This window comes from Geobacillus sp. CX412 (assembly GCF_027942335.1).
In the GTDB taxonomy this organism is placed as follows: Bacteria; Bacillota; Bacilli; order Bacillales; family Anoxybacillaceae; genus Parageobacillus_B; species Parageobacillus_B toebii.
Genome location: NZ_CP103461.1, coordinates 2,695,007 through 2,721,143, shown reverse-complemented (window position 1 = coordinate 2,721,143; position 26,137 = coordinate 2,695,007). Strand labels below are relative to the sequence as shown.

The 26,137-nt window shown below is 43.8% G+C and carries 24 protein-coding genes and 1 pseudogene; 21 read left to right on the top strand and 4 right to left on the bottom strand.

The genetic code is table 11. The annotated features are described in order from the left end of the window. Positions 1 to 11: 11 nt before the first annotated feature. A complete protein-coding gene (gene narI, locus NXM86_RS14230; protein ID WP_081189866.1) occupies positions 12 to 704 on the top strand; it encodes a respiratory nitrate reductase subunit gamma in 693 nt (230 codons plus the stop codon). 38 nt (positions 705 to 742) lie between these two features. Here the strand turns inward: narI and NXM86_RS14225 are convergent, their stop codons facing one another. Next, the gene (locus tag NXM86_RS14225) at positions 743 to 1,453 is read right to left on the bottom strand and encodes a Crp/Fnr family transcriptional regulator (RefSeq protein WP_498958191.1); all 711 of its coding nucleotides are present in this window, start codon (positions 1,451 to 1,453) and stop codon (positions 743 to 745) included. Positions 1,454 to 1,946: 493 nt separating this feature from the next. On the opposite strand from NXM86_RS14225, the gene moaA reads away from it, so the two are divergent. Then, entirely contained in the window at positions 1,947 to 2,969 is a 1,023-nt protein-coding gene (gene moaA, locus NXM86_RS14220; protein ID WP_498958190.1) for a GTP 3',8-cyclase MoaA, read from the top strand. Between the two features lie 43 nt (positions 2,970 to 3,012). Here moaA and ric read toward each other — a convergent pair whose 3' ends face one another. Beyond that, on the bottom strand, positions 3,013 to 3,726 hold the full coding sequence (ric, locus tag NXM86_RS14215) for an iron-sulfur cluster repair di-iron protein (RefSeq protein WP_062753778.1): 714 nt from the start codon (positions 3,724 to 3,726) through the stop codon (positions 3,013 to 3,015). Between the two features lie 342 nt (positions 3,727 to 4,068). Here ric and NXM86_RS14210 point away from each other — a divergent pair, with 342 nt between their 5' ends. The 14 genes and pseudogenes from NXM86_RS14210 (at position 4,069) to clpB (ending at position 20,164) form a co-directional block, all read left to right on the top strand. After that, entirely contained in the window at positions 4,069 to 5,328 is a 1,260-nt protein-coding gene (locus tag NXM86_RS14210; protein ID WP_498958189.1) for a molybdopterin molybdotransferase MoeA, read from the top strand. After that, positions 5,325 to 5,834 (top strand): molybdopterin-guanine dinucleotide biosynthesis protein B, encoded by a 510-nt coding sequence (gene mobB / locus NXM86_RS14205; protein ID WP_062753775.1) that lies wholly within the window; start codon positions 5,325 to 5,327, stop codon positions 5,832 to 5,834. The genes NXM86_RS14210 and mobB overlap by 4 nt, the downstream gene beginning before the upstream one ends. Continuing rightward, positions 5,831 to 6,301 (top strand): molybdenum cofactor biosynthesis protein MoaE, encoded by a 471-nt coding sequence (locus NXM86_RS14200; RefSeq protein ID WP_041269590.1) that lies wholly within the window; start codon positions 5,831 to 5,833, stop codon positions 6,299 to 6,301. Before mobB ends, NXM86_RS14200 begins: the two co-directional genes overlap by 4 nt. Next, positions 6,298 to 6,528 carry a molybdopterin converting factor subunit 1 gene (gene moaD, locus NXM86_RS14195; protein ID WP_097354209.1) on the top strand — a complete coding sequence of 77 codons (231 nt, stop codon included), beginning with the start codon at positions 6,298 to 6,300 and terminating at the stop codon, positions 6,526 to 6,528. Before NXM86_RS14200 ends, moaD begins: the two co-directional genes overlap by 4 nt. Positions 6,529 to 6,533: 5 nt before the next feature. Next, the gene (locus tag NXM86_RS14190) at positions 6,534 to 7,268 is read left to right on the top strand and encodes a YwiC-like family protein (protein WP_498958188.1); all 735 of its coding nucleotides are present in this window, start codon (positions 6,534 to 6,536) and stop codon (positions 7,266 to 7,268) included. Positions 7,269 to 7,503: 235 nt separating this feature from the next. After that, on the top strand, positions 7,504 to 8,541 hold the full coding sequence (gene argC, locus NXM86_RS14185) for an N-acetyl-gamma-glutamyl-phosphate reductase (protein WP_498958187.1): 1,038 nt from the start codon (positions 7,504 to 7,506) through the stop codon (positions 8,539 to 8,541). Positions 8,542 to 8,557: 16 nt separating this feature from the next. After that, positions 8,558 to 9,799, top strand: coding sequence for a bifunctional ornithine acetyltransferase/N-acetylglutamate synthase (gene argJ, locus NXM86_RS14180; protein ID WP_012749424.1), 1,242 nt, complete (start codon positions 8,558 to 8,560; stop codon positions 9,797 to 9,799). A 15-nt stretch (positions 9,800 to 9,814) separates the two neighbouring features. Continuing rightward, complete coding sequence (gene argB, locus NXM86_RS14175) at positions 9,815 to 10,588, top strand: acetylglutamate kinase (RefSeq protein WP_012749425.1); 774 nt, start codon at positions 9,815 to 9,817, stop codon at positions 10,586 to 10,588. Then, a pseudogene (gene argD / locus NXM86_RS14170) lies at positions 10,588 to 11,747 on the top strand (acetylornithine transaminase). The gene argB and the pseudogene argD overlap by 1 nt, the downstream one beginning before the upstream one ends. Before the next feature lie 80 nt (positions 11,748 to 11,827). After that, positions 11,828 to 12,898: a carbamoyl phosphate synthase small subunit gene (locus NXM86_RS14165; RefSeq protein WP_062679123.1), complete on the top strand. Its 1,071-nt coding sequence runs from the start codon at positions 11,828 to 11,830 to the stop codon at positions 12,896 to 12,898. Beyond that, on the top strand, positions 12,891 to 16,013 hold the full coding sequence (gene carB / locus NXM86_RS14160) for a carbamoyl-phosphate synthase (glutamine-hydrolyzing) large subunit (RefSeq protein WP_097354213.1): 3,123 nt from the start codon (positions 12,891 to 12,893) through the stop codon (positions 16,011 to 16,013). The genes NXM86_RS14165 and carB overlap by 8 nt, the downstream gene beginning before the upstream one ends. Then, positions 16,010 to 16,948: an ornithine carbamoyltransferase gene (gene argF, locus NXM86_RS14155; RefSeq protein ID WP_012749429.1), complete on the top strand. Its 939-nt coding sequence runs from the start codon at positions 16,010 to 16,012 to the stop codon at positions 16,946 to 16,948. The genes carB and argF overlap by 4 nt, the downstream gene beginning before the upstream one ends. 117 nt (positions 16,949 to 17,065) lie before the next feature. Next, a complete protein-coding gene (locus NXM86_RS14150; protein WP_062753763.1) occupies positions 17,066 to 17,245 on the top strand; it encodes a YjzC family protein in 180 nt (59 codons plus the stop codon). A gap of 324 nt (positions 17,246 to 17,569) precedes the next feature. Next, entirely contained in the window at positions 17,570 to 20,164 is a 2,595-nt protein-coding gene (gene clpB / locus NXM86_RS14145; RefSeq protein ID WP_062679120.1) for an ATP-dependent chaperone ClpB, read from the top strand. A gap of 50 nt (positions 20,165 to 20,214) precedes the next feature. Here the strand turns inward: clpB and NXM86_RS14140 are convergent, their stop codons facing one another. Beyond that, positions 20,215 to 20,397, bottom strand: a complete 183-nt coding sequence (locus NXM86_RS14140) for a YjzD family protein (RefSeq protein WP_012749433.1) — start codon at positions 20,395 to 20,397, stop codon at positions 20,215 to 20,217. Between the two features lie 141 nt (positions 20,398 to 20,538). On the opposite strand from NXM86_RS14140, the gene NXM86_RS14135 reads away from it, so the two are divergent. After that, complete coding sequence (locus NXM86_RS14135; protein ID WP_012749434.1) at positions 20,539 to 21,270, top strand: alpha/beta hydrolase family protein; 732 nt, start codon at positions 20,539 to 20,541, stop codon at positions 21,268 to 21,270. An 88-nt stretch (positions 21,271 to 21,358) separates the two neighbouring features. Here NXM86_RS14135 and NXM86_RS14130 read toward each other — a convergent pair whose 3' ends face one another. Further along, entirely contained in the window at positions 21,359 to 21,610 is a 252-nt protein-coding gene (locus NXM86_RS14130) for a hypothetical protein (protein WP_062679118.1), read from the bottom strand. Positions 21,611 to 21,782: 172 nt separating this feature from the next. On the opposite strand from NXM86_RS14130, the gene NXM86_RS14125 reads away from it, so the two are divergent. The 4 genes from NXM86_RS14125 (at position 21,783) to NXM86_RS14110 (ending at position 26,136) form a co-directional block, all read left to right on the top strand. Beyond that, complete coding sequence (locus NXM86_RS14125; RefSeq protein WP_012749436.1) at positions 21,783 to 22,715, top strand: beta-ketoacyl-ACP synthase III; 933 nt, start codon at positions 21,783 to 21,785, stop codon at positions 22,713 to 22,715. Positions 22,716 to 22,750: 35 nt separating this feature from the next. Next, on the top strand, positions 22,751 to 24,013 hold the full coding sequence (gene fabF, locus NXM86_RS14120; protein WP_498958186.1) for a beta-ketoacyl-ACP synthase II: 1,263 nt from the start codon (positions 22,751 to 22,753) through the stop codon (positions 24,011 to 24,013). A 146-nt stretch (positions 24,014 to 24,159) separates the two neighbouring features. Next, complete coding sequence (locus tag NXM86_RS14115) at positions 24,160 to 25,242, top strand: RNA-guided endonuclease InsQ/TnpB family protein (RefSeq protein WP_498958185.1); 1,083 nt, start codon at positions 24,160 to 24,162, stop codon at positions 25,240 to 25,242. A 102-nt stretch (positions 25,243 to 25,344) separates the two neighbouring features. Next, a complete protein-coding gene (locus NXM86_RS14110) occupies positions 25,345 to 26,136 on the top strand; it encodes a DUF2268 domain-containing putative Zn-dependent protease (RefSeq protein ID WP_498958184.1) in 792 nt (263 codons plus the stop codon). Position 26,137 lies beyond the last annotated feature (1 nt).

Below are 26,137 nucleotides of genomic sequence, written 5' to 3'. Positions count from 1 at the left end.
GAGGACGCCTAATGAGTTTACTTGATCAATTTATTTGGGTAATTTATCCATATCTCATGCTTACGTTATTTGTCGTTGGTCATATTTACCGTTATAATACAGATCAATTTGGCTGGTCGGCAAAATCAAGTGAGTTTCTTGAAAGCAGACGGCTGCGATGGGGAAGTATTCTTTTTCATTGGGGAATTATATTTGTTTTTTTCGGGCACGTAGCTGGGATACTGGTGCCAAAACCATTTTATGAAACAATCGGAATTACGGATGAGATGTATCACTTCGGGGCGGTTTGGTTCGGCGGCGCAGCCGGGGTCGCAACGGTCATCGGCGTTCTGTTGCTGCTATGGCGGAGGTTAAGCGTTCGTCGTATTTTCCGCAACAGCAGCAAAAGTGATTTCCTTGCATTGTTTCTGTTAACCATCGTCATTTTAACGGGATTTACCAATACAGTAGGATATACCGCTACAGGAGGAACGTTTGATTATCGCGATACGATTGGTCCATGGTTCCGAGGGATTTTAACGTTTCGGCCGCTGCCTCAACTGGTAAGCGATGCCCCGTTAGGATTCCAAATTCATATTATTACCGCCTTATTGCTGTTTGGCATCTGGCCGTTTACCCGTCTTGTCCATGTTTGGAGCGTTCCGCTGACGTATTTAAATAGACATTATGTTGTATATCGCCGCATGCGTGCAAAGAAGATTTAAAAACACCCTCCTTTTCCATTCGAAAAGGAGGGGTGTTTTTATTCAATGCGACAAATATCCACCGGACAGTTTTCGCATTGAATTTCCTTCTTTAAATAGTCGAGGTCATGGATCGTAATTTTTCCTTTTTTAATGGAAAGAACACCTTGCTGCTTTAACACGTTCAACATGCGGTTGACGCTTTCGCGGGTGGTGCCGCAAAAGTTGGCTAAATCTTGGTTTTTCAGCGTTAAGTCGATGAGGATGCTTCCATTATCCAGCGTAACGCCATAGCTGTTGCACATGCGGATGAGCGTGGAATAGAGCGCTCCTTTTTTGCCGTGCATAATTAAATCGCGAAATTTCGTTTGTGTCCGCCGCGCATGCATGCTGACCCATTGCATATATTCATAAGTAAGTGAAGGGTTGGTGAGGAGCTCTCGTTCTAAATCATCTTTTTTAATGACTGCCACTTCACCATCTTCGATTACTTTTGCTGTTAACAAATAGCGAGGTTCTGCTGTAAACAATGTTAGCTCGCCGATAATTTCCCCAGAGCCGCAGATGCGGAAACACATCTCTTTTCCGTCAGCGCAAATTTTGCTCATTTGCACTTTACCTGAAAGAATAAGATATAGTTCATCAGCATCCATTCCTTCTTGGAATAAAAATGTTCCTTTTCGTATTTTGACTGTATGTTTCGCAGAACGGAGTAATTCACGCAAATGGCTAAAGTGATCATGGTTGTGCAACGTTTTTGCTGCAAGCATTTTTTTCACCTCAATGGTTTGTTGTTACTTCCATTGTAGGAAACAAGGGGTTGTTTTTGTTGTGAAGAAAATCACATTTTGTTGTATTTGTGATCATTGTCACAATGATGTCACAAAATATTTTTTGAAACCGTTTTCATGATTGTTATATTAAAATGTGAGTAACGTCACAACATTTCTCTTATCTTTCTTGTATAGTAAATGGGAAAATGTCATAGTGTTGTTGAAAGAGGTTTTTAACATAACTGGATTTTGTTGTCGATAAAAGCGGCATTCATCTCCAGAGTCATTGTGGTTCTCCTTGGAACTGTTATCGCGAAATGGATGGCACGCCACCGGTTTAAAGGGAAAATCGTAATAGAAACGGTGCTGAGGCTTCCACTTGTGCTTCCGCCATCGGTCATTGTTTTTTTTCTGTTTGGAAAAAACAGCGGTATTTACATGGTTAATTATGTGCGACAAACTTTAAGTTCAATTGAAAGGAGGAGGCGGTATGGGAAAAGGTCAATCGGTGATTGTAGACCAGTGGAACCGTCCGCTTCGCGATTTGCGCATTTCAGTAATAGACCAGTGCAATTTCCGATGCGTATATTGCATGCCGGCAGAAATATTCGGACCGAATTTCCGTTTTTTGCGTGAAGACGAATTATTAACGATCGAGGAAATGGTGCTGCTTGCGGAAAGTTTTGCGGAACTTGGGGTGGAAAAAATTCGCATCACCGGGGGAGAACCGCTGTTAAGACGCGACTTAGACTTATTAGTAGAACGGCTGGCGCACATTTCCGGCATTCGCGATATCGCTCTTACTACGAATGGGATTCATTTAGTGAAATGGGCAAAACGTTTGAAAGAAGCGGGGCTAAAGCGCGTCAATGTCAGTCTGGACGCGTTAGATGACGAGGTATTTAAAAAGATGAACGGGGTTGGCGTCGGGGTCAAACCGGTGTTAAAAGGGATTGAAGCAGCGCGGGAAGCCGGGCTTGGCGTCAAAGTGAACATGGTCGTCAAAAAGGGAATGAACGACTCGCAAATCATTCCGATGGCAAACTATTTTAAAGAACGAGGTATTACCCTCCGCTTTATTGAATATATGGACGTCGGCACGACAAACGGCTGGGATTTTTCCCATGTGGTAACGAAAAAAGAAATGTATGAACGCCTGCAGCAAATGCATCCGCTTGAGCCGGTGGAAAAAGCCTACTTCGGCGAGGTGGCAAGCCGCTACCGCTATGTTGGCACGAACGTGGAAGTCGGCTTTATCGCTTCGGTGACCGAATCGTTTTGCCAAAGCTGCACCCGGGCGCGCATTTCCGCCGATGGCACGCTATATACGTGCTTGTTTGCTGCAAGCGGCGTTTCGTTAAAAGAAAAACTGCGTTCCGGGGCCGATAAAGAAGAAATAAAGAAAATGATTGCATCGACATGGAACATGCGGACAGACCGCTACTCGGATGAACGAACGGAGCAAACAGCAAAAACGCGGAAAAAAATTGAAATGTCTTATATTGGCGGATAAACAAACCGGACTTGCTCGTTATGTGGAGCAGTCCGGTTGTTGTTTATTGGGATGCTTCTGTTTCATGAAGAACACGCGGAAATAAAATGTTATTTTCCAAATGGATATGTTCCAATAAATCTTCTTCTAGCGCTTCTAATCGGTTGTAGACAAGACGGTACGTCCGGCATGCATCTTCTGGCGGGGTGAAGTCATTTGTAATCTCACGAATCGTTTTGATGATATCGCCAGCAACATCATGTTCATTGATAAGTTCGCGAATTGCTTGTTTCATCGTTTCTCTGTTTTCTGGAGTCGGAGTTTCTTCAAATTGTAAAATAAGCGGGAAAGCATGAGTTTCTTCTTTGATCGTATGCTGCTCGAGTTCTGTTTTCAGCTCGTTAAACAACTTATGAATTTGTGCTAGATGCGGGTGATGCGCCCCATGAACGCGAAGCACTTTTGTTACGTAAGGGCTAAGATTAGGCAATTCTTCCGCCAGGTAACGGTGATGTTTTTGGATAATATGGTCGATCAGTTCACTATAAGAAGCTTCCGACCAATTTTTTTCATCTTTTTCAAGCGATTGTGCATAAAGAGTATTTAATTGTTCTAATATCGCTTTGCCATCTAAGTTTCGTTCTTGTATCGCTTCTTTTAACGGACGCTGTCCACCGCAGCAAAAATCAATTTTGTATGCTTTGAAAATATCGCTTGCTTTTGGAAACTGTGCTACGATATCACCGATGATCGATTGTTCTGTAAACCGTTTTTCCATGATCGGCCCCCCATTTTTTATAAATCGTTACAATCCAAGTATATTTCCTTTTCTATTTCTATGTCGTGATGCATATCACACATATATTTATGAATAGATTTTGAACAAATCATGTTGAACTGCAAAGGAAGCCAGAAAATGTGATTAATCTCACAAATGGATTTTTTTCGTTTCCGTACAATAGAAAACAAGATGGATTACAAACTTAATCTTCTGCAAGAAGCAGGACTTTCAAGTTTAACTTATATAGTTGAAAAAATGAATAGAAAGATTGATAATATCAATACATTTGGAATAAGGATGCATAAATGGAAACCAATATACAGAAAGAGGGATAAAATCATGGAAGAAAGACGAACTCTTATTCCGGTAACAGAGGCAATCCAAAAAGTCATGAAGTATGCAGGAACAGGAGAAGTGGAAACGGTTTTATTAGAAGAGGCATATGGACGGTATTTGGCGGAAGAATTGCGCGCTGACCATGACGTTCCGCCGTTTGACCGGTCACCATATGACGGTTTTGCGATACGCGCTGTTGATTCCGCAAAAGCAAAGCTTGACAATCCCGTAGAATTTGAAGTGATTGAAACGATTGGAGCGGGACAAGTAGCGTCGAAGACCGTTCAACCATTTCAAGCGGTGCGCATTATGACGGGGGCGCAAATTCCAGATGGATGCGATGCGGTTGTCATGCTGGAATTAGCGAAACAATATGAGAGAGACGGAAAAACATATATGTCGATCAAACGTTCCTTTCAACCGGAAGATAACATTTCGTTCCAAGGAGAAGATGCGAAAAAAGGAGAGGTGCTCGTCCCAAAGGGAACGTTTATTAATCCAGGAGTGCAAGCATTGTTAGCGACATTCGGGTATGCTCGGGTGAAAGTCGCGAGAAAACCGCGAATTGGCATTTTCGCGACAGGCAGCGAGCTTTTGGACGTATCTGAGCCGCTCGTTCCCGGAAAAATTCGCAACAGCAACGCCTATATGATTCAGGCGCAAGTAGTACGCAGCGGCGCGGAGCCAGTTTATTTTGGAAAATTAGCCGATGATGTGGATACATGTTTTACAGCAATACAAAAGGCGCTGCCACAAGTTGATTTTCTCATCACAACGGGCGGCGTTTCGGTTGGGGATTACGATTATTTGCCGGCCATTTATGAACGCCTTGGGGCAGAAGTGTTATTTAATAAAGTCGCGATGCGTCCGGGAAGCGTGACGACGGTTGCGCAGCTCAATGGAAAACTGTTGTTTGGTCTATCTGGCAACCCTTCGGCATGTTACGTTGGATATGAGTTGTTTGTACGTCCGGCCGTACGGACGCGGCTATTTTCGCCAAAACCGTATTTACGGAAAGCGAAAGCAACGTTGATGGCAGACTTTCCAAAACCGAATCCGTTTACCCGGTTCGTTAGAAGTTATGCAGCGATCGAAGATGGTCGGTTAACGGTGTCGCCTGTTGGGATGGATAAATCGAATATTGTCACATCGTTGGCAAAAGCAAATGCCCTGATGGTGCTGCCTGGAGGGACGCGAGGATTTGCAAAAGGGGATACCGTCGATGTATGGCTGCTAGAAGATGAGGAAGGAAGTGACATATGAACGTTTGGCAAGTGGTTGGCTATAAAAATAGTGGCAAAACGACGCTTATTGAAAAATGGATAAAAATCGCGGCAGCAGAAGGATATCGTGTCGGAACAGTGAAACATCATGGACACGGCGGTTATCCTGAAAGAAACGATTCCTATACGGATTCAAAGCGCCACGAGCAGGCGGGAGCAGTTGCCGTTTCAGTGGAAGGCGGCGGTTTGCTCGAGCTTCACGCATGGCAGCCTGCATGGCCGCTAGCGCAAATTTTATCATTATATGAACTTTTGCCGCTTGATTTCGTGCTTGTCGAAGGCTACAAACATGAATCATATAAAAAGGTTGTGATGCTGCGAAACGAGGACGATTGGGATTCGCTGTCACAGTTGTCTAATATTATTGCCGTTATTACGTGGGAATCTTCTTCGCGGCTATCTTTCATTCCATATCCTTTATTTTTCATCAATGATGAGGAAAGTTATTTACATTGGTTAATGAATGAGGTGAGAAAAAACGAATGAAGGAACGCCTTTTTATGATTACGGACAAGCCGATTTCCATTGAGAATGTGGTAAAAAAAGTAATGCGCCCCGAAGCCGGAGCGGTGACCACGTTCATGGGAACGGTGCGCGAATGGACAAACGGAAAGCGGACCTTATTTTTACAATACGAAGCGTACGTATCGATGGCGGAAAAAATGCTAGAACAAATCGGGGAGGAGATTCGAGAAAAATGGCCAGAAACGAAAGTGGCGATTACGCACCGAATCGGCAGGCTGGATATCGGCGATATCGCTGTCGCCATCGCCGTTTCGTCGCCGCACCGCAACGACGCGTATGAGGCAAACCGATATGCGATTGAGCGCATTAAACAAATTGTTCCGATTTGGAAAAAAGAACATTGGGAAGATGGAATGGAATGGGTTGGCAATCAATTAGGGACGAAAGCGTATCCAACAGGAAAGCCGGAAGGAGAGGATTTACAATGATCACACTTCTCTTTTTTGCGCATTTACAGGAAGCAATTGGAGAGGAGCGTATGGTGCTTCCTGACGTGCCCAAAACGGTAAATGCATTAAAGCAGGAAGTAGAAAAGCGTTATGACATTGATCTGAAACAAGTGATGGTCGCGGTGAATGAGGAATATGCCCGCGATGATCAAACACTTCAGCCAGGTGATATCGTTGCCTTTATTCCACCGGTAAGCGGAGGATGAGATCTATGAAAAACCGACAAAAACAAAAGTGGATTGTTCCGAAACAACATGGCGCATGGGCAATGCTGATCATTCCGTTTGTATTAGGCGCATATGCAGGCGGATTGACATGGCTTCATCTGCCGTTATTTGTAGGATGGTTTTTCTTATACTTGGCGACATATCCGTTGTTGATGGCGGTAAAATCAAAACGTAAACAAGAGTATATGGGGGCGTTTTACCGCTACACTGCCATTGTCGCAGTGATGCTTGGTATTTGTTTATGGTATGTTCCATCTTTGTTTTATTTTGGAATGGCGATGATTCCGTTCTTTCTAGTTAATCTTTATTATGCAAAACGGAAGCAGGAACGAGCCTTTTGGAATGATGTTGCGGCAATCGCTGCTTTTTGCGTTGGAGGTCTTGCCAGCTATTATGTTGGACGCGGGGAATTAACGATAGAAGCGTTTGAACTAGCTGCTTTTTGTTTTCTCTTTTTCCTCGGAAGTACCTTTTACGTAAAAACAATGATTCGCGAAAAGAAAAACCCGATGTATAAATGGTTGTCATGGGGATACCATGGAATATTAATGATCGCGCTCGTTGTCATCGGGTACCCGTTATTTGTTCTTGCCTATGTGCCAAGTGTTGTTCGGGCTGTTTATTTATATGGAAAATCGCTGCCGATTATGAAATTAGGAATATTAGAAATTGCCAACGCCGCTTATTTTCTTATTGCCATGATCGTCCTTTACTCATAAAAAAACGAGGTGTGTAAGTGAACGCACCTCGTTTTTTTATTTAGTGTGTCCGATGATGTACAGGTGTCCGAGTATAATACACTTTTTCCATGAAACAAATATTGTGTTTTGCGGAAATAGTTATAAAAACGATTAAAAAATATTTAGAAAATAATTAAATATACATTTGATTTTATTTTTATACAGTATTATAATGGTAATTACATGAAAGATAATTCGTTCAAGGAGGCTTGTCATGAATATTGCAATCATTGGTGCGACCGGGTATGGCGGTGTAGAATTATTAAGATTTTTACAGCATCATCCACATGTTCATCACTGTTCGCTTTATTCTTCTTCACAAGACGGCATCCATTTTTCCGAAAGCTTCCCGCATGTTGGCGAAATAGAGGGAGCGATTCTTCAGAAAATCGATGTCGAACAAATGGCAGATGAATGCGAGGTCGTCTTTTTTGCTACTCCGCCAGGCGTTTCTAGCACACTTGCACCAACGTTGATTGATAAAGGAGTTAAAGTGATTGACTTATCCGGCGATTTTCGCTTGAAAGATAGATCGGTATATGAAATGTGGTATAAGCGACAAACGGCTTCCGATCACTATTTGCAACAGGCGGTATACGGATTAACGGAATGGAATAAAGAGGACATTCAAAAGGCGCAGCTTCTTTCCAATCCGGGATGCTATCCGACCGCTGCGCTGCTCGGGTTGGCCCCGCTTGTCAAAGAGCGGTTGATTGAAGAAGATTCTATTATTGTTGACGCAAAATCCGGGGTGTCGGGAGCAGGACGGAAAGCTTCGCTGAATACCCATTTTTCAGAAGTCAATGAAAATGTCAAAATTTACAAAGTAAATTCTCACCAACATATTCCAGAAATCGAACAAATGCTAAAAGCTTGGAATGAACGCATTCAGCCGATTACGTTTAGCACGCATTTAATTCCGATGACAAGGGGAATTATGGCAACGATTTATGCGAAAGCAAAGAAAGAGCTGTTGTTAGAGACGTTGCTAGATTTATATAAAACAAGTTATGAAGATTCGAAATTTGTCCGCGTTCGCAAGCCTGGACAATTCCCAGCCACAAAAGAAGTGTATGGCTCCAACTATTGCGATATCGGAGTTGCTTATGACGAACGTACGGGAAGAGTTACCGTTGTTTCCGTCATCGACAATCTTGTCAAAGGAGCGGCAGGACAGGCGATTCAAAACTTGAACGTGATGATGGGCTGGGATGAAGAAAGCGGGCTTATGTTAGCACCGATTTATCCATAAGGAAGGAGATCAAACGATGGTGATCGCAAAGCAAGAAAAGCATGGAACGAAAATTTCTTATATTGCGGAAGGAACGGTCGTAACTCCAAAAGGATTTAAAGCGGCAGGCGTGCATGCCGGTTTGCGTTACGCGAAAAAAGATTTGGGCGTTATCGTATGCGATGTGCCAGCATCTTGTGCCGCGGTTTATACACAAAACCATTTTCAAGCCGCCCCGCTGAAAGTAACGCAACAAAGCATCGCGGCCGAGCAAAAATTGCAGGCGGTAGTCGTCAATAGCGCATGCGCGAATGCGTGTACGGGAGAAAGAGGATTAAAAGATGCGTATGAAATGAGAGAATTATGCGCACAACAGTTCAGCATTGCCCCGCATCTTGTTGCGGTCGCCTCCACTGGTGTGATCGGTGAATTTATGCCGATGGAGAAAATTCGGGAAGGAATGAAAAAATTAGAGCCAGGCGACTTGCCGGAAAATGCGGAGGCGTTTCAAACAGCGATTTTAACGACTGATACGGTCATGAAAAAAGCTTGTTATCAGACAACGATTGACGGAAAAACGGTAACGATCGGAGGCGCGGCGAAAGGTTCGGGAATGATTCATCCGAATATGGCAACCATGCTCGCGTTTGTGACGACCGATGCCAATATTTCTTCGCCGGTATTGCAAGAAGCGCTTCGTTCCATTACAGATGTATCCTTCAATCAAATTACGGTAGATGGAGATACATCCACGAACGATATGGTAATCGTTATGGCGAGCGGACTTGCCGGAAATAAGGAATTAACGCCGGATCATCCAGACTGGGAAAACTTTTATGAAGCGCTGAAAAAAACATGTGAGGATTTAGCGAAACAAATCGCCAAAGATGGCGAAGGGGCGGCGAAGCTCATTGAAGTGCGCGTGAACGGGGCGAAAACGGACGAGGATGCGAAAAAAATCGCCAAGCAAATCGTTGGCTCTAATTTAGTAAAAACGGCGGTCTATGGTGCTGACGCAAACTGGGGAAGAATTATCTGTGCAATTGGCTACGCAGATGCAATGGTGAATCCGGACAATGTCGATATTTCGATGGGACCGATTGTCATGCTAAAAGGAAGCGAACCGCAGCCATTTTCCGAAGAGGAAGCGAGAGCCTACTTGCAAAATGATGAGATTATCATTGAAGTAGATCTTCATCTCGGCAACGGAACAGGAGTTGCTTGGGGCTGTGACTTAACGTACGATTATGTGAAAATTAATGCGAGTTATCGCACGTAATAAGGGGAGAGGGAGATGGGAAAGACGATTGTCATCAAATGTGGAGGGAGCGTGTTAAGTGATCTGTCGCCGTCGTTTTTTACAAGTTTACAAGAGATGTACGCACAAGGTATGAACATTGTTCTCGTTCACGGCGGCGGACCGGAAATCGGACAAATGCTAAAACGGCTAAACGTGCCGAGTGAATTTGTGAACGGTTTGCGCAAGACGACAAAAGAAGTACTAGAAGTAGCAGAAATGGTTTTAGCAGGAAAGGTAAATAAGCAGCTTGTGGCATTGCTGCGGCAGCATGGGCTGCCTGCCGTGGGCGTTTCCGGTGTAGACGCCTGTTTATTGCAAGCGGCGCCAATCGATTTAGCGAAGCTCGGATACGTTGGGGAAGTCGTCAATGTCAATGCCGATTTTGTTCATCAGCTATTAAAATCACGTTACATTCCAATCATTTCACCGATCGGTGCGGATAAGGATGGCCAAAAATATAATATTAACGCCGATACAGCAGCGGGGGCGGTAGCGAAAGCGATCAAGGCGGCGCAATTGCTATTTGTGACGGACGTTCCGGGGATTTTGCGAAACGGTTCTATCGTTGAACAGGCAACGATCGATGTGATTGAACGGATGATGAATGAAGGGATTATTACAGGAGGAATGATTCCGAAAGTAAAAGCAGCGATTGCCGCGTTATCGGAATCGCTTCATGAAGTGATGATCGTAAGCGGGAAAACACCGTTTTATGAAAACGGGCAATTGCATGGAACGACGATTCGAAACGAAGTGGGGGTCTATTAATGGGAGCGTTATTTCCGACATATAACCGTTGGAATATTTGTATACAATCAGCGGAAGGGACGATGGTTACCGATATAAACGGAAAACAGTATTTGGATTTTGTTTCCGGGATCGCCGTCTGTAATCTTGGCCACCGTCATCCTGCTGTGCAGAAAGCGATCGAAGAACAGCTTGAGCGGTTTTGGCATGTTTCTAATTTATTTACCATTCCGCTTCAGGAAGAGGTAGCGGAACTTCTTGCGGCAAATAGCTGCGGCGATTATGTATTTTTCTGCAATAGCGGCGCGGAAGCGAACGAAGCGGCATTAAAATTAGCGCGCAAACATACGGGGCGACATAAAGTCATTACGTTTCAGCAATCGTTTCATGGACGGACGTTTGCGACGATGTCGGCCACAGGACAAGAAAAAGTATACAAAGGGTTTGGCCCGCTTTTACCACAATTTATCCATCTGCCGTTTAATGATATCGAAACACTGGAAAACGAAATGAACGAAGATGTTGCGGCGGTAATGGTGGAAATTGTTCAAGGAGAAGGTGGAGTCAGACCGGCCGATAAAGCGTTTTTGAAAAAAATAGCTGAGCTTTGCAAGCAATACGGCGCACTATTGATTGTCGATGAAGTGCAAACCGGCATCGGCCGCACTGGCAAACCATTTGCCTATCAATATTTTGATATCGAACCGGATATTATTACAAGTGCGAAAGGGTTAGGAAGCGGCATTCCAGTTGGTGCGATGATTGGCAAAGCGTTTTTGAAAGATACGTTTACCGCGGGGTTCACGGCTCGACATTTGGCGGCAATCCAATCGCGATGGCAGCCGCAAAAGCGACGTTGCAAACGATTTTTCAGCCTGACTTTTTACAAGACGTACAAGAAAAAGGAACGTATTTCTTAACGAAGCTTCAAGAGGCATTAAGCGAATTTTCGCTAGTAAAAGAAGTTCGGGGACTTGGGTTATTAGTTGGCATTGAATGTGATGAGGACATTACGAAACTAATCCCATTTATTCACAAAAATGGACTGCTTGTATTAACAGCTGGTCCGAATGTGATTCGGCTATTGCCGCCGCTAGTCGTTTCAAAAGAAGAATTAGATCAAGCGGTAGGCATTATCAAACAAACAATACAGAAAGAAAAAATCGCAGCTACGAAGTAGTCGATAGCTGCGTCTTTATCCTTAATAGGTGAATAAAAATTCTGTAATATAAATAAAAATTCGAGCATGAGGTGTCATTCATGGAAGCATATTTGCATTTAGCAAACGGAAAGACATTTGTCGGACAGTTGGAATCGCCGCTTCCAAATGAAGAAGTGAGCGGAGAAATCGTTTTTTTTACCGGCATGACCGGGTATCAAGAAGTATTAACCGATCCTTCTTATAAGAATCAAATCATCGTGTTTACGTACCCGTTAATCGGAAATTACGGGATTAACGCAGATGATTTTGAAAGCAAGCGCCCGCATGTACAGGCGGTTATTGTATATGAAGCGAGCAGCAAAGGATATCATTACGAAGCGAAATACAGCTTAAAGGAATACTTGCAGCAATGGAATATTCCGTTGCTTTCCCATGTTGATACGCGTGCATTAGTAAAGGAAATTCGCAATGAAGGGACGATGATGGCACAACTTACTGTTTCACCGTCATGTAACACGGCGGCATTTCATGAAAACCCGTTTCCTGTTCATGATGTGTCGACTGCGAAAATCGAAACATACGGAAGCGGCGGGCCTCATCTCGTATTAATCGATTTTGGCTACAAAAAATCGATTTTGCAGTCATTGGTAGCGCGGGGATGCAAGGTTACCGTCGTTCCGTACCATACTTCATTTGAAATGATCGAATCAATGAAGCCGGATGGAATCGTGTTGTCCAATGGCCCAGGAGATCCAAAACAACTTTCCAAGCAGTTAGCAAACATTCGCCAAATTATTGACCATTATCCAACGTTAGCGATTTGTCTAGGTCATCAGTTAGTGGCGCTTTCATACGGCGCAGACACGGAAAAACTTCGCTTCGGCCATCGGGGAGCAAATCAGCCTGTGTATGATACGGTAAAACAAAAAGTGTTTATGACATCACAAAATCATAGTTATGTGGTTAAGAAAGAAAGTTTAGCCAACACCCCGTTTAATATCCGATTTACAAACGTCAATGACGGTTCCGTCGAAGGAATAGTACACCGCCACAAACCAATTTTATCGGTGCAATATCATCCGGAGGCGCATCCAGGTCCTAGCGATACGAACCATATTTTTGACGAGTTTTTGCAAACGGTAGTAAAAGGAGAGAAAGTATATGCCTAAAGATACATCGCTGCAATCGATTTTAATCATCGGATCCGGTCCGATTGTCATCGGACAGGCGGCGGAGTTTGACTATTCCGGCACACAAGCGTGTATTGCCTTAAAAGAAGAAGGGTACCGCGTTATTTTAGTGAATAACAATCCGGCAACGATTATGACAGACGAAGTTCATGCCGATGCCGTGTACTTTGAGCCGTTGACGGTGGATAGCGTGGAGGCGATTATCGCGAAAGAGCGACCAGACGGGCTATTGGCGACATTTGGGGGACAGACGGGACTAAACTTAGCATTTCAGCTTCATGAAGAAGGAATTTTAGAAAAATATGGGGTGAAACTGCTCGGAACTCCGATTGAAGCGATTAAAAGAGGAGAGGACCGCGAAGCGTTTCGCGCGCTCATGTATGAATTAGGCGAACCAGTTCCGGAGAGTGAAATTATTACGAGTGTCGATGAAGCGGTCGCTTTTGCCGAAAAAATCGGATTTCCGATCATTATTCGCCCCGCCTATACACTCGGAGGAACGGGCGGGGGAATCGCAGAAACGATGGAACAATTTATTGATCTAGTCGAAAAAGGACTCGCGGAAAGTCCAATTACGCAATGTCTTATTGAACGAAGCGTAGCTGGATATAAGGAAATTGAATATGAAGTAATGCGCGACCATACGAATACGTGCATTACTGTTTGCAATATGGAAAACGTCGATCCCGTCGGCATCCATACCGGTGACTCTATCGTTGTTGCTCCATCGCAAACGTTGACGGACGAGGAATACCAAATGTTGCGATCTTCAGCCATCAAAATTATTTCGGCGCTCGGTATCATTGGAGGATGCAACATTCAGTTCGCGCTAGATCCGTTTAGCAAACGATACTATTTAATTGAAGTAAATCCGCGTGTCAGCCGTTCATCGGCGCTTGCATCGAAAGCGACGGGATACCCGATCGCACGCATAGCCGCGAAATTAGCAGTCGGCTATACATTGGCGGAACTTCTTAATCCAGTAACGAAAACGACGTACGCAAGCTTTGAACCAGCACTCGATTATGTCGTTGTAAAATTTCCGCGCTTGCCGTTTGATAAATTTCCTTTCGGCGATCGCCAGCTTGGCACGCAAATGAAAGCGACGGGAGAAGTGATGGCGATTGACCGCAACATGGAACGAGCGTTTCAAAAAGCGGTTTACTCATTAGAAGGTGCGAATAACGGATTGTATTTACCAGAACTTGCTTCCCATACAGATGATGAGCTCAAACAACTGCTTGTTCGAAAAGATGATCGCCGCTTTTTTGCGATTCTCGAATTGTTCCGTCGCGGAGAAAGGATCGATACCGTATATGAATTAACAAAAATCGACCGTTTCTTTTTGCATTCGTTTTATCAGCTGATCGAATTAGAAAAGAAAGCGAAAGAAACGAGCTTAGAACATATTGATGAATCGACGTTCCGTCTGTTGAAAGAAAAAGGGTTTTCTGATGCGTTTTTAGCGGAAGTATGGAACGTGAAGGAAAAAGACGTAAGAGAAAAGCGAAAACAACTTGGCATCGTTCCGGCATATAAAATGGTCGATACGTGCGCGGCAGAATTCCATTCAGAAACGGATTATTACTATTCGACATATTTCGGCGAAGATGAACGGAAAAAAAGCGATAAAGAGAAAGTATTGATTATTGGCGCAGGACCGATTCGAATCGGGCAAGGAATCGAGTTTGATTACAGCTCTGTCCACAGTGTGTACGCACTTCAAGAAGAAGGATATGAAACGGTATTGATGAACAATAATCCGGAAACCGTCAGCACTGATTTTGCTGTGGCTGACCGTCTCTATTTCGAGCCGCTTACTTTAGAAGAAGTGTTGAACGTGATAGAAGCGGAACAGATTAAAAAAGTCATTGTTCAGTTCGGAGGACAGACGGCAATTAATCTCGTGAAAGGGCTCGAAGAAGCGAATATCACTCTTCTCGGCGTCACTTATGATGTGATTGACCAGCTTGAAGATCGTGATCGTTTTTATCAGCTATTAGAAGAATTGGATATTCCACACGTACCGGGAATGATGGCAAATAACGAAGAAGAACTTATTTCGAACGCCAAAAAAATCGGTTATCCGATATTGCTTCGTCCTTCTTATGTCATTGGCGGCAGAGGAATGTTCATTGTGAAAAATGAACAACAATTATGCGCGCTGCTAGAGCAGCGAATAATTACGTACCCTGTGCTGATCGATGCATATTTAGACGGAAAAGAAGCAGAAGTCGATGTTGTTGCGGATGGAAACGATATTTTACTTCCGACGATTATCGAACATGTGGAAAAGGCTGGAGTACATTCAGGAGACAGCTATGCAATGCTGCCAGCGCAAACGATTACGGATGAAGAACAATCCAAAATCATTACGTACGCCGAAAAAATTGTAAAGAAATTACAATTTAAAGGCATTATGAATATTCAATATGTCATTGCCAACGATCAGGTATACGTATTGGAAGTGAACCCGCGCGCAAGCCGGACCGTTCCGATCGTCAGCAAGGCAACAGGCATACCGCTCGCGCAAATTGCGACAAAATTATTGCTTGGGAAATGTTTAAGCGATGTCGTTGACGAAAAACAGCGGCGTTTGGCGAGCTTGCCATATATTGTTTTAAAATATCCGGTATTTTCGACATATAAATTGCCGGGAGTCGATCCGCTTGTTGGACCAGAAATGAAGTCGACGGGAGAGGGAATCAGCATTGCAAAAACAATGGAAGAAGCGGCGGCAAAGGCGTTTTATTCGTATTTAGCAAAAAAACATAAAGCACGAGAAATTTATGTGAACGGTGAAATAAGCGATGAACTTCTTCAAATTATAAAGGAAAAACAATTAATCATTGTTTCCGACATACCGTTTTCCGAATGGATAAAACGAAAGGAAGCGTTAGCGTTTTTAGATTTGCAAAAAGACGGAAACAGCCAATATAGAATGCTTGCGTTGTCCCGGCAAATTATGACGTTTACAGAAATCGAAACGTTCTGTCTCTTTTTACAAGCAGTCGGTGTGAAAAAGTTTTCTGTTTCATCCATTCAAGAATGGCTTGAAAAGAAAAAACAAATCGAGAAAGCGGTGATTATATGAAAACAGTCGTTTCATTAAAAGGAAAAGATTTTTTAACATTAATGGACATTTCAACAGAAGATATTCATTATTTGTTGACACTTGCCAAGGAATTAAAGCAAAAACAGCTTGCCGGACAATTGTATACTCCGCTTGTTGGAAAAACGTTAGCGATGATTTTTGAAAAACCATCCACCCGCACGAGAGTATCATTTGAGGTGGGAATGACCCAGCTCGGTGGTAGTGCGCTTTATTTAAATAGCAATGATTTGCAGCTTGGACGAGGAGAAACGATCGCCGATACGGCGAGAGTATTATCGCAATATGTTGACGCGATTATGATTCGCACATTCGCTCATCAAAAATTGGAGGAGCTCGCTGAATATGCGACGATTCCGGTTATTAACGGACTGACCGATGATGATCACCCGTGTCAAGCGCTGGCTGACTTATTAACGATTTATGAAGTGAAGAACACGTTAAAAGGATTGAAACTTGCCTATGTCGGTGATGGCAACAACGTCGCACACGCGCTTATGATTGCGGCTGCAAAAGTTGGCATGGACTGTGTGATCGCTTGCCCGGCTGGTTATGAGCCAAAAGAGAAGTATGTAAATGCGGCAATGCAAATTGGAAAACAAACAGGAGCGAATGTTGCAGTCACGCATAATCCAGTCGAAGCGGTCACCAACGCGGACATCATTTATACAGACGTATGGACGAGCATGGGGCAAGAACAAGAAAGCGAGCAGCGTCTTGCGGTGTTTCAACCGTTTCAAGTCAATTGCGAATTAGCAAAACATGCAAAACCTGATTATATGTTTCTTCATTGCTTGCCAGCCCACCGCGATGAAGAAGTAACAGCCGATGTGATTGATGGACCAAATTCGTTTGTCTTCCAACAGGCCGGAAATCGGCTTCACGTACAGAAGGCGATTTTACTATCGTTATTATGACGAAATCGCACCGGAGATATGCCGGTGCTTTTTTCATGCAGCCATTATTTGTATGGTTATGAACAAAGGAACAGACGGGAATGATAAAAATATACTTCGGATAAGGGGGATGCTGCAATGGGACAACAGCGCCATTTCCAACCAGGCGACAAAGCGCCGAACAACGGTATATATATTGAAATTGGCGAAACAGGTGATAACGTCAAAAATCCAAAAAAAATAAAACTAAAAGCAGGAGATACGTTCCCGGAAACATCAAATCACAATCGCCACTGGACATATAAGAGAAAACCATAATAAAGAAAAGCGGAGGCGGCGCGAACAGCTCTCGAAGCGAAATGTTCTTCGACCGCTGAAGTGCTTGCACTTCAAGGGAGAAGGTTATTTCGCACAAGAGAGCTAGCCGCCGAGCTGGACAAGAAGAAAAGCGGAGGCGGCCCAATTTCGCCTAAAGGCTGCCCACGTCCTGTGAGCAACGGCGAAATGTCGCCATCCTGGTTCCGTATATTCCCCACTACAAAGCCATTCCTATATTGGAGTGGCTTTCTATTTGAAAAGAAAAGTCGGCATCCGCTATAATATACTTAAAGGTCAAAAAAGGTCAAAAGAGAGGGAAAGTCGATGAACGCAAATAAGTTTACGGAGAAAGTGCAGGAGGCTTTTCTTGAGGCTCAATCGATTGCCATTCGGCGCCATCATCAGCAACTCGATGTCGAACACTTGCTGCTCGCATTATTGCAGCAAGAAGAAGGGCTTGCGAGAAGAATCTTCACACTGCTTCGAGTTAATATAGACGCATTCACTCATGAACTGCAAATGTTGTTAAAGAAAAAGCCAGAAGTGCTTGGGGCTGGTGCGGAAAACCTTTATATGTCCCAACGACTGCAGCGATTGTTGACAAAAGCGGAAGAAGAAGCAAAAAATATGCAAGACGAATATATTTCTGTTGAGCATTTACTGCTTGCCTTTACATCGGAGGCCGATGATATCGGACGACTTTTTCATCGTTACAACATTAACCGTTCTTCATTGTTGCACGTATTGACGGAAATAAGGGGGAATCAGCGCGTGACAAGTCCAAATCCAGAAGCTACATATGAAGCATTAAAAAAATACGGCCGCGATTTAGTCGCTGAAGTGAAAGCGGGAAAAATTGATCCTGTCATTGGTCGTGATAGCGAAATTCGCCGTGTTATTCGCATTTTATCACGCAAAACGAAAAACAACCCGGTGCTTATCGGGGAACCGGGTGTTGGGAAAACGGCAATTGTAGAAGGATTGGCGCAACGCATCGTTCGCAAAGATGTTCCGGAAGGATTGAAGGATAAGACGATTTTTGCTTTAGATATGAGTTCACTCGTCGCCGGGGCGAAGTTTCGCGGCGAATTTGAAGAACGTCTAAAAGCGGTATTGAATGAAATAAAGAAAAGCGAAGGGAGAATTATTTTATTTATCGATGAATTGCATACGATTGTCGGTGCCGGAAGGGCAGAAGGAGCGATAGATGCGGGCAACATGTTAAAGCCGATGTTGGCGCGCGGCGAGTTGCATTGTATCGGTGCAACCACACTTGACGAATACCGGCAATATATTGAGAAAGATCCGGCACTCGAACGGCGCTTCCAGCAAGTTCTTGTCGAAGAACCGAGCGTGGAAGATACGATTTCGATTTTGCGCGGCTTAAAAGAACGGTTTGAGGTTCATCATGGAGTGAAAATTCATGACCGTGCCCTTGTTGCGGCGGCGACATTGGCCGATCGCTACATTTCGGATCGATTTTTGCCTGACAAAGCGATTGACTTAGTCGATGAAGCATGTGCGACCATCCGTACCGAAATGGATTCCATGCCATCGGAGCTGGATGAAGTGATGCGCCGCGTCATGCAATTGGAAATCGAAGAAGCAGCATTGCGAAAAGAAACAGACGAAGCGAGTAAAGAACGTCTTGAAGCGCTCACCAAAGAGCTGGCTGACTTACGGGAAAAAGCGAACAGTATGAAAGCGCAATGGCAGCAGGAAAAAGAAGCTATCCAGCGCGTGCGTGACGTTCGCGAAGCGCTGGAAAAAGCAAAGCGGGAATTAGAAGAAGCGGAAAATGAATACGATTTAAATAAAGCAGCAGAACTTCGTCACGGCCGCATTCCGCAGTTAGAAAAACAATTAAAGCAGCTTGAACAACAAATGAATGAAAATAGTCAAGAAGGCCGTCTTCTCCGCGAAGAAGTAACAGAGGAAGAAATTGCGGAAATCGTTTCGCGATGGACGGGAATCCCGTTAACGAAATTAGTCGAAGGAGAGCGGGAAAAGTTATTGCGTCTGCACGAATTGCTGCATGAACGAGTCATCGGTCAAGATGAAGCGGTTGAACTTGTTGCTGATGCGGTGTTGCGGGCGCGTGCTGGCATTAAAGATCCTAATCGTCCGATTGGTTCCTTTATCTTTTTAGGACCGACAGGAGTCGGGAAAACAGAACTAGCAAAAACGCTCGCACAAGCGTTGTTTGACAGTGAAGAACAAATGATCCGCATCGATATGTCCGAGTATATGGAAAAACATGCTGTTTCTCGCTTGATTGGAGCTCCTCCGGGCTATGTCGGCTATGAAGAAGGAGGACAGCTAACGGAAGCGGTGCGGCGCAAACCGTATTCCGTCATCCTGTTAGACGAAATTGAAAAGGCGCATCCAGAAGTGTTCAATATTTTATTGCAAATGCTGGATGATGGGCGTATTACTGACTCGCAAGGACGTACCGTTGATTTTAAAAATACGGTTGTGATTATGACATCGAATATCGGGTCGCATTTACTGCTAGAAGGAGTTACGGAAAATGGAGAGATTAAAGAAGAGACGCGTGAGCAAGTATTACAGCAATTGCGCGCGCATTTCCGTCCGGAATTTTTAAACCGAATCGACGACATTGTTTTATTTAAGCCGTTAACCATGAATGAAATAAAAGGAATCGTGACAAAGTTTGCGAACGAATTAGCGAAACGGCTTAGCGACCGTCATATTTCGCTTTCTTTGACAGATAAAGCAAAAGAATATATCGCCGAGTCTGGATTTGACCCGGTTTACGGGGCGCGTCCGTTAAAACGATTTATGCAAAAGCAAATTGAAACACCGCTTGCAAAAGAAATTGTCGCCGGACGTGTGAAAGACTACAGCACGGTTGTAGTGGATTATCGGAACGGGCAAATCGTTGTAGAAGTCCAATAATAGAAACAAGGCTGTCCTTCATTTTAGGACAGCCTTGTTGTTAGTTTTTCTTAGTGGTGTTCTATCGGTTCATCAGGAATCAAGCTTGCTACAATAATAACCAAAATAGTAAAGATCGCCCCTAATAAAGCCCCTGTTGAAAAATTATATGGAATTCCTTGCATAGAGCCAATGACGTATGTAGCCATTTGCACTAAAAGGAACGTCCAGAAAAACGTCCAAAAAAGCCGCATGCTTCTTCCCCCCAATCTCTCTAGCTTCCTTTTCTTATCTTACCACAACTTGATCTTTTAGGCATATACCCGTACTTTTTTTTTCGTTCCGCATACTGTATATTGTACAATTATGCATCGTAAAAACAAGGGTGGATATCAATGACGATTCAACAACGATTTTTTCAGCTCGACGATCAGTGGTGTATCATTCATTTGCCAGAGCGCCCAAACGGATTTGCTGTCTTTATTATTGGCGATACGAATCATTTTGTTAATGAACATACAAGTTTTTGGATAGAGCACAAAGGACGCCATCATCTTCTTTGCGAGTTGCTCGAATATGGTTATACCATTTTTTACTCTCATTTATACGGCCGGCATTGGGGAAGTCCTAAAGCCGTACGCTTGGCTAAGCAACTTATTTACTACGTATTAAAAAGTGAAATATTAAACAATCGTATTTATATTCTTGCGGAAGGAATGGGAGCGCTTGTGGCTTTGCAGCTCCTTGAAACAATGCCAAAGCAAATCCGCGCGATTGTGATGTTAAGCCCTTGTCTAGATTTACGCGCTCAACTTGAGTATGAAAAGGAAAATAAGTTTTTTTATAAGCGAATGGCAAGAGAAATAGCGCTTGCATACGATATAGACGAGGCAAATGCCGAAAAAGCGGTTCCTTCACTGCTGCTTGTTCCGCATCAAGTTCCAATAAAAATATGGCAATTATCAGGAATTACTCCTTACCCATCCTCTCTACATTGTCGAAAATATGAGCAATGGATGAGGACGACTAACCATAACGTTCATGTGATTTATTGTTTGCCGGAAAAACGGTACCAATTTGGCAAAGCGATCGATCAATTTTTTCAACAATATAATGAGCTTCCATGAATTCCTCTATTGATGATCGGAACGGTAGAGGAATTATTGTTAGTTATTAAGAGTTAATAATAAAAGAGGCGCCGTCTAACGACGCCTCTTATTTTTTAAACATATCTACCAAAGAAGTAATTTTTCTCATCAATGGTTTTAATTGGTCAAACGAAGCGACCAGCGTATCAATATTTTGAATGATCTGCATAAAATCAATGTCTTGCTGTGAAGAAGACTCCGTACGAGCAGCTGGATTATCATGTGATTGATGAGATCGTGGAGGAAAGGGACCGAACATTAAACGGGAAAAACGATCTAACTGCTCGCTAGGTTGTTTTGACTGCTCTTTATCATCCATCGTAACACCGCCTCCTTTTCTTTATCTTTATTAGCACTGTATGTAAAAAATTAAGAAGTGACTAGACAAATCACATGTGTTGCATATTTCTATTGCGCGTTTTTTCTATTTCCGATAAAATTAGTACCAAGTAATAATAATTGGTTATATACTACTAAAGGAGATGTTCAGTGTGGGAGCAGGTATTATTGGAATCGGCCGGTATTTGCCGGAAAAGGTGTTAACAAATTTTGATTTGGAAAAGATGATGGATACGTCTGATGAATGGATTCGGACGAGAACGGGAATTGAAGAACGAAGAATAGCCACTGATGATATGGATACTTCCGATATGGCATATTTTGCAGCGAAAAAAGCGATCGAGGACGCAAAAATTTCTCCGCAAGATATTGATTTAATTTTAGTAGCAACGGTAACTCCTGACAGGGCATTTCCATCTGTGTCCTGCATGCTGCAGGAACGGCTTGGAGCGGTAAAAGCAGCAGCATTGGATATTAGCGCGGCATGTGCCGGCTTTATTTATGGAATGGTCACAGCAAGCCAATTTATTGACAATGGCGCATATCGTTATATATTGGTAGTGGGAGCTGAAAAATTATCCAAAATCATCGATTGGAATGACCGCAATACGGCAGTGCTATTTGGCGACGGTGCTGGTGCGGTCGTGATGGGGCCTGTTTCCGAGGGACGTGGTATTTTATCGTTTGAATTAGGTGCAGACGGAACAGGAGGAAAACATTTATATAAAGAAGAATATATCGTAATGAACGGTAGAGAAGTGTTTAAATTTGCCGTTCGTCAAATGGGTGAATCGTGCATTCACGTCTTAGAAAAAGCAGGATTATCGAAAAACGACGTTGATTTTCTCATTCCACATCAAGCGAATATTCGCATTGTCGAGGCGGCAAGGCAGCGTCTTGAACTGCCGGAGGAGAAAATGTCAACAACTATTCGAAAATATGGAAACACTTCAGCGGCTTCCATTCCGATTTCTATTGTCGAAGAATTAGAAGCAGGTAAAATCAAAGATGATGATCTCATAATTATGGTTGGATTTGGCGGCGGATTAACGTGGGGTGCAATCGCTTTACGTTGGGGCCGCTAGCAGCTCAATACGGATAAAAAGGAGAGACGGAAGCGATGGAAAAAAGACGAGTCGTTGTTACAGGTCTTGGTGCAGTAACACCGCTTGGAAACGATGTGGAAACAACATGGAAAAACATTATTGCCGGCAAGTCGGGAATAGGGATGCTTACTCGTGTCAATCCAGATGAATTCCCGGCAAAAGTAGCAGCAGAAGTGAAAGATTTCAATCCGGAAGACTTTATGGATCGACGTGAAGCACGTAAAATGGATCGTTTTACGCAATATGCTGTCGCTGCCTCGTTGATGGCGGTAAAAGATGCAAAATTAGAAATTACAGAAGAAAATGCGGCAAGAGTCGGCGTTTGGATCGGATCTGGCATCGGCGGAATGGAAACGTTTGAACAGCAGTTTGAAATTTTCCAACAACGCGGCTACCGTCGCGTAAGCCCGTTTTTTGTGCCGATGATGATTCCGGATATGGCAGCAGGGCAAGTATCTATTATTCTAGGTGCAAAAGGAATCAATTCTTGTACGGTCACTGCTTGTGCAACAGGGACAAATTCCATTGGTGATGCGTTTAAGGTCATTCAACGCGGCGATGCCGATGTAATGATTACTGGCGGTACAGAAGCGCCGATTACGAAAATGGCGTTAGCCGGATTTTGTGCAAATACGGCATTATCTACGAACCCAGACCCAAGAACGGCAAGCCGTCCGTTTGATAAAAATCGGGATGGCTTTGTCATGGGTGAAGGCGCCGGCATTCTCGTATTAGAAGAGCTAGAGCATGCGTTGCGCCGCGGCGCGCCGATTTATGCAGAAATTGTCGGCTATGGTGCGACAGGGGATGCATATCATATCACTGCGCCAGCCCCAGGAGGGGAAGGCGGTGTTCGCGCGATGCGCCAAGCGTTGGCAGATGCGGGAATGCAGCCGGAAGATATTGACTATATTAATGCCCATGGCACAAGTACGGAATACAATGACAAATATGAAACGATGGCGATTAAAGAAGTGTTTGGCGACCATGCGTACAAACTGGCGGTCAGCTCGACAAAATCGATGACCGGTCATTTGTTAGGAGCGGCTGGAGCAGTAGAAGCGATATTTTCCGTATTAGCGATTAAAGATGGAATGATTCCGCCGACGATGAACTATGAAACTCCTGATCCGGAATGCGATTTGGACTATGTGCCAAATGAGGCAAGAAAGCAAGAAGTAAACGCAGTGTTAAGCAATTCTCTTGGATTTGGCGGACATAATGCAACGTTGATTTTCAAAAATATACAAAATAATGGAAAACGGCTATCTCGATAGAAGAGAGATAGCCGTTTTTCACGAGAACATCCGCCGGAAGCCCACTGCTTTAGCTGTGGAGGAAGGCGGGGTTTATATTTTCAGTATATATTGAATTTTTCGTTCAATATAAGTACACTGGATTTAGAAAGGTAGGTGAATCAAGAATGCTCTGCACTCTCAAGATTAAATTAATGCCAACTCTTGAACAGTTTCATGCGCTGCTGGAAACAATGAAACGGTTTAACCAAGCATGCAACTATATTAGCGAGATTGCTTTTCGCTCCAGAACCTTTTCCAAAACGAAAATCCAGCGGCTTTGCTACTATGACGTCAGGGAAAAATTTGGCCTCTCTGCCCAAATGACCGTTCGTGCCATCGGCAAAGTGTCGGAAAGCTATCGTTTGGATAAAAAAACCTTGCATAACTTTAAAGAAACCGGTGCCATCGTGTATGATGAAAGAATCCTGTCCTTTAAAGGGTTAGAGTATGCTTCCATCCTTACCTTGCAAGGAAGAATGGAAATCCCTATGGTCATTAGCCGCTACCATCAAGGTTTGCTGTGCGGCAACCGTGTTCGGGGTCAAGCCGATTTAGTCCTTCAAAACGGTATTTTTTATTTACTGCTCGTGGTGGACGTTCCCGAAGGCCAGCCCAATTCCGAAAACGGATTTATCGGTGTGGATCTTGGCATCATTAATATCGCCGTCGATAGCACCGGTGAGGTATTTTCCGGCTCGAAGGTCAACGGGCTGCGCCGCCGCCATGCGAAACTTCGCGCCAAACTCCAAAAGAAAGGCACCAAGTCAGCGAAACGCCTGCTTAAGAAGCGTTCCAAGAAGGAAAAACTATTTGCCCGTGATGTGAACCACTGCATTAGCAAGAAGATTGTTGAAAAGGCAAAGGCACTCGGATGCGGCATTTCCCTTGAAGATTTAAAGGGCATCCGCCAACGCACCGAGAAAACGGTTAAAAAGCAACAGCGTCGTCAACACTCTTCTTGGTCTTTTTATCAGTTGAGAAAGTTTATTGAGTATAAAGCGGCGATCGCTGGCGTGCCGGTGGTATTGGTTCATCCAAAAAATACTTCCCGCACCTGTCCGGTTTGCGGACATGTGGCCAAAGAAAACAGACCGTCAAGGGATCAGTTTTGTTGTCGAGCTTGTGGGTACGCTGCCCCTGCCGACAACGTGGCTGCGGAAAACATCCGCAGGGCTGCTGTCAACCAGCCGAACGCGGCAGCCAATTAGGCTAGCTGCAAGCCCACGGCTTTAGCCGTTTAGCCGTTGGGTAGTTGACCTCTTTTTCTTTTCCGTCATACGATAGAAAAAACGGAAAAAGAGGTGAAAAAGATGCCTGTTATTCGTACCGACCAATGGCTCAATGAATGGCATGACAATCCTATTCGGCTATGCCAACATCTAACTTCCTACTTTCCAAACGCCAGAGCACGTGATATTTATCTTTATCTCGTGCGTTACGGTATGTATCAACCGTCAAAAAATATCGGAGAAATGATTAAGCAAATGAAACAAAAAAACATATGGGAACGAGTCGAGGCGGTTTACGAGAAGCGAAAAAAGGAATGGAACGGTCCAGATGTGCCTCTTTTTCTTTTTCCAGCAGACACACATAATCGAAAATTGGCTCGTGAGTTTAATAGTAAAGGCGGAGTCGCTTTTCACGATAAATTGCTTATTTTTTTATTACCGCATCATACGGACAAAGAAATCGAGGCATTGATCACACATGAGTATAATCATGTTTGCCGCCTGAAAAAACAAAAAAAGGAAGATGAAGGCGTTACACTTTTAGACGCGATCGTACTAGAAGGACTTGCCGAAAATGCTGTTGGCCGTTATGTTGGCAAGAGTCATCAAGCAAGCTGGACGACCTATTACTCGGATGAACAACTTGATCATTTTTGGAAACGATATGTTTCACCATATCAGTCAATTTTACCACAACATCCGTTATATTCTCGACTTCTCTATGGTCTCGGTTTTTATCCAGCCATGCTTGGTTATGCAGTGGGATATTATATAGTCCGTCGTTGCCTTGAACATGGTGCTCGCTTTTCCAGGTTAATGGGCATCGATTCAGAACAGATGCTGCAGCTTGCCGCGTTAGAGAAAAACGAATAGT